At 64.4% G+C, this 6371-nt stretch carries 7 protein-coding genes and 1 pseudogene; 5 read left to right on the forward strand and 3 right to left on the reverse strand.

Going from position 1 to position 6371, the window contains the following annotated elements; translation table 11 throughout:
• Nucleotides 1-13 precede the first annotated feature (13 nt).
• Nucleotides 14-886 carry a UbiA family prenyltransferase gene (locus PGX04_RS11000; RefSeq protein WP_377042542.1) on the reverse strand — a complete coding sequence of 291 codons (873 nt, stop codon included), beginning with the start codon at nucleotides 884-886 and terminating at the stop codon, nucleotides 14-16.
• Nucleotides 887-1428: 542 nt separating this feature from the next.
• On the opposite strand from PGX04_RS11000, the gene sucC reads away from it, so the two are divergent.
• The 3 genes from sucC (at nucleotide 1429) to PGX04_RS11015 (ending at nucleotide 3789) form a co-directional block, all read left to right on the forward strand.
• Nucleotides 1429-2577 carry an ADP-forming succinate--CoA ligase subunit beta gene (gene sucC / locus PGX04_RS11005; RefSeq protein ID WP_273738541.1) on the forward strand — a complete coding sequence of 383 codons (1149 nt, stop codon included), beginning with the start codon at nucleotides 1429-1431 and terminating at the stop codon, nucleotides 2575-2577.
• Complete coding sequence (sucD, locus tag PGX04_RS11010; RefSeq protein WP_273738542.1) at nucleotides 2577-3449, forward strand: succinate--CoA ligase subunit alpha; 873 nt, start codon at nucleotides 2577-2579, stop codon at nucleotides 3447-3449. Before sucC ends, sucD begins: the two co-directional genes overlap by 1 nt.
• Before the next feature lie 187 nt (nucleotides 3450-3636).
• Nucleotides 3637-3789 carry a hypothetical protein gene (locus PGX04_RS11015; RefSeq protein WP_273738543.1) on the forward strand — a complete coding sequence of 51 codons (153 nt, stop codon included), beginning with the start codon at nucleotides 3637-3639 and terminating at the stop codon, nucleotides 3787-3789.
• Between the two features lie 116 nt (nucleotides 3790-3905).
• Here PGX04_RS11015 and PGX04_RS11020 read toward each other — a convergent pair whose 3' ends face one another.
• Complete coding sequence (locus PGX04_RS11020) at nucleotides 3906-4775, reverse strand: hypothetical protein (RefSeq protein ID WP_273738544.1); 870 nt, start codon at nucleotides 4773-4775, stop codon at nucleotides 3906-3908.
• Between the two features lie 183 nt (nucleotides 4776-4958).
• Here PGX04_RS11020 and PGX04_RS11025 point away from each other — a divergent pair, with 183 nt between their 5' ends.
• Complete coding sequence (locus tag PGX04_RS11025) at nucleotides 4959-5111, forward strand: hypothetical protein (RefSeq protein WP_273738545.1); 153 nt, start codon at nucleotides 4959-4961, stop codon at nucleotides 5109-5111.
• 42 nt (nucleotides 5112-5153) lie between these two features.
• Here PGX04_RS11025 and PGX04_RS11030 read toward each other — a convergent pair whose 3' ends face one another.
• Complete coding sequence (locus tag PGX04_RS11030; protein ID WP_273738546.1) at nucleotides 5154-6053, reverse strand: haloalkane dehalogenase; 900 nt, start codon at nucleotides 6051-6053, stop codon at nucleotides 5154-5156.
• Nucleotides 6054-6253: 200 nt separating this feature from the next.
• Here PGX04_RS11030 and PGX04_RS11035 point away from each other — a divergent pair.
• Nucleotides 6254-6371: pseudogene (locus PGX04_RS11035) on the forward strand (biotin synthase BioB); the annotation flags it as partial.

The raw sequence follows: 6371 nt of genomic DNA on the forward strand, positions 1-6371 counted from the left end.
AACGGGGTGTGATTCACCAGACCAGCCACTCGAGCGCGCAGACGAGGGCGGCGAGGAAAACGTGCTCGCCGTCGACGACGAAGCCGTAGTACAGCGGGCCGCGGTCGGGCGTCGCGAAGGGAATGTACGCACAGACGTAGGCGTTCATCGCGAGCACGACGAGGAACTCGCGCGGTAGCATGCCCGTCGCTACGAGGGCGACGACCGCGGCGGCGACGGCGACAGTCGCGAGTAGCGACCCGACGCGCGTTGTTCGCGGGCTGAACAGGTTCGGAACCGTCGGAATGCTCTCTTCGCGATCCCCCTCGATGTCCTTCACGTCGAAGATCACCGCAGCGATCGTGATCATGACCGTCACGTAGGCGAACAGGAACAGGATCTCGAGCGAAGCGACCCGATCATAGTAGTAGCCGACTCCCAGCGGGATCGCACCCCACGCGAGCCCGACGACGAGGTTCTTCACGAGGAAGGTTCGTTTGACGCCGCCGAGGGAGTACAGCAGCGCGACCGCGAGCGGGAGGAACAGATACGCGGCCCCCGGCAGACCGAGCGCGACGGCGATCCCGATCGCGGCGACGTAGAGGACGATCCCGGCCGTCAGCCAGAGGCGGCCGTACCGCTTCGTAAACGCCGCGCGCCGCGGGACGTTTTGCTCGTCTTCCTCGAGATCCGTGAACCGATTGACGGTGTAGACGAACATCGTCGCCGCGAAGACGATGAACAGCGGCAGGGGCTCGAGCGAGAGGTTCACGAGAAGTATCGTCGTGACGGCCACGCTGACCGTCGCCAGCGAGATAAAGAGATTGCTGTGGACCAGAAATCGGAGCACGGCCGTTACCGACGACAGCCACCCCGACGATCGATGCGTTGCGGTAGGGTTGGTCACAGGGCGACCTCTACGCGTCGTTAGTATAGGCGAGCATTGAATGCTCTGCTGGAGGTCGCCCCTCGAGTCGACGTCGAACCGCTCGGTGCTCCGGTGCTCGCGGCCAGGGTGGAGGGAGCTGGCGCGGGTGTAGGGGACAGTACCGTACATATGAGTGGCAGTACCGTGTATATGCGTGTCAGTACCGTGCATGCGAGTGGCAGTACCGTGTATATGCGTGTCAGTACCGTGCATGCGAGTGGCAATACCGTGAGTGTACTGTCATACCCTATACGCTTGAGTCCGAGGCGTTCCGCAGTCTATCTCGGACGGACGGTTGCTGACGGTATTGAAGATCGACCACTCGTGACGCCGCTGCGGGGTCGAGTTCGGACGCGTGATTGTCTCTCTCCCGCTTCAATTGAAAATCCACACAAACGTAGCGAACGAGAACACGCTACGGGACTCACATCGGTCGTGTCGTTGATACACGTCGATGGATACCCGGTGCCGAGTGGAAACTGGCAGGATTTAAGCAAGGTCGGAACGGCCGTTCGAATGGTATGAAATTACACGAGTACCAGGCGAAGCAGGTCTTCGCCGATGCCGGGGTACCGACGCCGGACTCGCAGCTCGCGTCCGACGTCGACGGCGTCGTCACCGCGGCCGAGGAAATCGGCTATCCAGTCGCGGTGAAGGCACAGGTACAGGTCGGCGGCCGGGGGAAAGCCGGCGGGATCAAACTCGTCGACGACGCGGACGAGGCCCGCGAGGCGGCCGAGTCCATCCTCGGAATGGATCTGAAGGGGTATCACGTGGATCGCGTCCTCGTCGAGGAAGCGGTCGACTTCACGAACGAACTCTACGTCGGGATCACGATGGACCGCGGCGAGGGCAAACCCGTCGCGATGGTCTCGACCAGGGGTGGCGTCAACATCGAGGAGGTCGCCGAGGAGGATCCCGAAGCGATCGCCCGCGAACACATCGATCCCGCCTTCGGGATGCATCCCTACCAGGCCCGGAAGGCCGTCTACGACGCCGGCGTCGATCAGTCCGTCGCGCGCGACGTCTCGAGCGTTCTCACGACCCTCTATCAGCTCTGGGACGACAAGGACGGCGCCGACGCCGAGATCAATCCGCTGATGGTCACCAGCGACAACGAGGTCATCGCGGCCGACGCCGTGATGAACATCGACGAGGACGCGCTGTTCCGCCAGCCCGAACTCGCCGAGATGGAGGAGGAAGCGGCCGGCGGCGACGAACTCGAGCAGAAGGCCGACGAGTACGGCTTCGACTACGTCCGACTCGAGGGCAACACGGGTATCATCGGCAACGGTGCCGGACTCGTGATGACGACACTCGACCTCGTCGACCACTACGGTGGCGAGCCCGCGAACTTCCTGGACGTCGGCGGCGGCGCGAAGGCCGCCCGCATCGCGAACGCGCTGGACATGGTGTTCTCGGACGACAACGTGGATTCGGTCGTCTTCAACATCTTCGGCGGGATCACGCGCGGCGACGAGGTCGCCCGCGGGATCAACGAGGCGCTCGAGCAGTTCGACGAGATCCCCAAGCCGGTCGTCGTCCGACTGGCCGGGACGAACTGGGAGGAAGGGATGGAGATTCTGAACGAGGACCTCGTGACGGTCGAACAGACCCTCGAGGACGCGGTTCAGCGTGCCGTCGAGTACGCTGGAGAGGTGAGCGAGTAATGAGTGTACTAGTCGACGACGACACGCGCGTCGTGGTACAGGGCATCACCGGCGGGGAAGGGAAGTTCCACGCCGAGCAGATGATGGAGTACGGCACCAACGTCGTTGCCGGTGCGGTCCCCGGCAAGGGCGGACAAGAAGTCAGCGGCGTGCCGGTCTACGACACGGTCCACGAAGCGGTCGACGAGGAGAACGCGGACACGTCCGTCATCTTCGTCCCGCCGGCGTTCGCCGGCGACGCCGTCTTCGAATCGCTCGATTCGGGGCTCGACCTCGCGGTCGCGATCACGGAGGGCATCCCGACCCAGGACATGGCGCGGGTCAACAAGCGCCTCTCCGAGACCGACACGCGACTCATCGGTCCGAACTGTCCCGGCCTCATCACGCCCGGCGAGGCCAAACTGGGCATTCTCCCCGGCAACATCTTCTCCGAGGGGAACGTCGGTCTGGTCTCCCGGTCGGGGACGCTGACCTACCAGGTCGTCGATAGCCTGACCAACCGCGGTATCGGCCAGACCACGGCCATCGGTATCGGCGGCGATCCGATCATCGGGACGGACTTCGTCGACGCCCTCGAACTCTTCGAGGACGACCCCGACACCGACGCCATCGTCATGTGCGGCGAGATCGGCGGCGAGGACGAGGAAGAGGCCGCCGCGTTCATCGACGACTACGTCGACACGCCGGTCGCGGGCTTCATCGCCGGCCGCACCGCGCCACCGGGCAAGCGAATGGGCCACGCCGGTGCGATCGTCTCCGGCTCCGGGACCGGGACCGCGGAGAGCAAGATCAGCGCGCTCAACGACGCCGGCGTCCCCGTCGGCGATACTCCCGAGGAAGTCGCCGACCACATCGAAGGGTTCCTCGACTAACGCCGCGGTCTCGCACGCCGGTCAGTCCGCGCTCGACGCTGCGGGCTGACGTTCTTTCGTTTTCCCCGGCTCGACGAGTTCCGAGATTCAGGGCGCGAGTCCCAGCGTTGCCGGAGCCACCCGGTTCCGGCCCGACCCGTCGCTTTCCCGCAGTGCCGTCATACAGGCGTCGCTCGTAGGATATCGTATGTCTGTTTGGCTCGAGTGTGACAACTGTGGGACCGAACACACGATTCCGGAGCGGGCCGACGAACCCGGCAGCGGTACGGTCTGTCCGTCCTGTGGCGAACGCCCGTACACGGTCCGGCGACGTGGACTGGTGTGGCACCCCGACCCGTAACGACTCGAGGGACCGAGAACCGGCACCGGTAGACCGTCTGACAGACACCGCCAGGGAGAAACTGAGCGCCGCGGTCGGTCACCTTCGAATCGCCGGTGGGGAGGCCGGCAGAGCCGTCAGAACAGCCCGCCGATGATCGACAGCAGCCGACCGAAGAAACCGGAGGAGCTGTCGTCGGTCGCTACGGACCCGTCCGTCGCGTCCGCGTCGTCGGCTGCGCTGTCGTCCGCCGCCTCCGTATCGTCCGGCCGTTCGCTCGCGCTGTCGCTCTCCGCCTCCTCGGCCGCGGGCTCGTCCGCGTCGGTTTCGACGCTCGAGTCCGTCCCGCGGTCCCGATCCGAGACGGCGATGCTCGAATTCGACGGCGAGTCGCTCTCGGTGCCGGCATCGGTCGCCGTAGCCTCGTCGGGGTCGAAATCCGACTCGGGGCTATCTCCGAAGAGCCGCTCTACGAGCTCGTCGGGGGCAGCGGGCTCGTCGACACCGCCGCTCGGATCGGCATCGCCGGTCGGCGGTTCGGAGTCCGTCTCGGTCTCGACGTCTGCCTCGCTGGACTCGTCGGGTTCACTAGGCTCGCCGGTTTCGTCCGAACCGTCCGTCTCGATCCAGAGGAACTCCTGTTCTTTCGTGCGACCCGTGAGCAGGAGATCCGCGAGTTCGTCGTCGTCTGCCAGTAGATCGTCGTCGACCGTTGCGTCGGGCTCGGGGCCCGGCTCGTCCGCGCTCGCGATGATGTCGTCCGGACTCTCGTCCGCGAGAATGTCGTCGGCACCGCTCTCGTCGCCGGCGTCCGTCCGAAGCTGGTCGAAGACGTCGGCAGCCGTCCGATCTTCGACGGCGTCGGATCCGTCTCCGTCGTCGGTCTCGGCTCGCTGGTCGCCCCCCGGATCCCCGTCCGACTCGATCTCCCCGAAGAGATCGTCGACGCTCGAGCCCACGTCGAACCCGGCGTCGGCCGACTGCGTGTCTGTCGTACTATCTGTCATGAATTCCTTCTCTGCTAGTCGATTATCACGCGACTTTAATTTTTGGAATTCTTTCAGTCACGAGAGATGAGATCGATGACGTATTAGTGTGCTGGCCATCGGCCGGGATCGATGGCCGTGGAGGTTGACAATCGACCAGTTGCACGTCGTCGAAGTCGTTGATTCGGAAAACCGTTGCTCGAGGTGGCTGGGTCGCGGTTCCACTGCTCATCGACCGTCGGTGAAATTCCGGCACACGTCCTTCTCGCCGCCCGAAATCGCACACAGGAGACGGGCGAGCCCCTCGAGGCCGACGTCGACGACCACGCGGAACTGGCGACGGCGCTCGAGAAGTGAGGCACGGAGACGCCCCGGTAGCAGTCGGTTCTGCGCCTCGAGTCAGGTTCGGTCGACGAAGTCGACGATGTACTCGGCGATTTCCTCGCCGGCGTCCTCCTGCAGGAAGTGGGCCGCCTCGTCGATCCAGATGTCGGGCTGTTCGGTCGCAGTCGGAATGTGGTGTCGAAGCGGATCGCGGTCGTGGGACGTGATCGGATCCTCCCTCGCGAACAGCACGAACGCCGGTTTCTCCCATTCACCCAGCAGGTCCTGCGTTTCGGCGAACAACTCCGCCCCGGGATCGTCGGGCGACGTGGGAACGAGGCCGGGAAACGTCCGCGCGGCGGCCATATATCGCTCGTCGGGGAACGGCGCTCGGTAGGCGTCGACCACGGTCGCCGAGAGATCGTGGTAGCAACCGTTTTCGACCAGTCTGCCGATGTCGAGGTCGTCAGCTGTCGCGACCATCTCGGCGAACTCGTGCCACCGCTCGCTCATCTCCTGGGACCCGTCCGGAACGCCGGTGTTCATCGGCACCAAACGCGAGAACCGTTCGGGCTCGTGGGTCGCGAGCGGGAGTCCGAGGACGCCACCCCAGTCCTGGCAGACGAGCGTGATGTTCGTCAGATCGAGCTCCTCGACGAACGTCTCGAGCGCGTCGTAATGCATCTCGACGGAGTACTCGTCGCGGTCCTCGTACCGGTCGGAGCGACCACAGCCGATCAGATCGGGGACGATCACGCGGCCGCGCTCGGCCAGCGTTGGCATCATCTTCCGATACAGGAACGACCACGTGGGTTCGCCGTGCAGACAGAGGAACGTTTCCTCGGCTTCGTCGCCGTCTGCACTGCCGCCGGTTTCCACGTACGCCATCCGTAACTCGCCGACGTCGACGTACTGCGGCTCGTAGTCGAACTCCGGCACGTCCTCGAATCGCTCCGCTGGAACACGAACGACCATACGCTGTGATATTACATACCACTATTCAAAGGTTGGGGAACAAATGTGAACGCTGTAAGCATTGTTCGAACCGATAGTTTCGGCCGTAAACACCACTCGGCTACGCGCCGGATTCACCCGACGCGGCCCGATCGAGGAGTACCCGACAACAGCCACGACTATCCAAAACCATTATAATGGCGTCAACCGAGACTAGATATGTGGTTTACGAGACTGGAAACGAGACGGTCGACGACGCACTCGAGCGGGTGCTGGCCGGCGAGCGCCTCGACCGGACCGACGGGCTAGCGCTGATCGCCCAGCCGGTCGAGGCGCTCG

It is taken from the genome of Natrinema soli, assembly GCF_028618695.1.

Coding starts and splice junctions, on each gene's coding strand:
- sucC (WP_273738541.1), top strand. CDS start 1,429: ATGAAATTACACGAGTACCAGGCGAAGCAGGTCTTCGCCGATGCCGGG.
- sucD (WP_273738542.1), top strand. CDS start 2,577: ATGAGTGTACTAGTCGACGACGACACGCGCGTCGTGGTACAGGGCATC.
- PGX04_RS11015 (WP_273738543.1), top strand. CDS start 3,637: ATGTCTGTTTGGCTCGAGTGTGACAACTGTGGGACCGAACACACGATT.
- PGX04_RS11020 (WP_273738544.1), bottom strand. CDS start 4,775: ATGACAGATAGTACGACAGACACGCAGTCGGCCGACGCCGGGTTCGAC.
- PGX04_RS11030 (WP_273738546.1), bottom strand. CDS start 6,053: ATGGTCGTTCGTGTTCCAGCGGAGCGATTCGAGGACGTGCCGGAGTTC.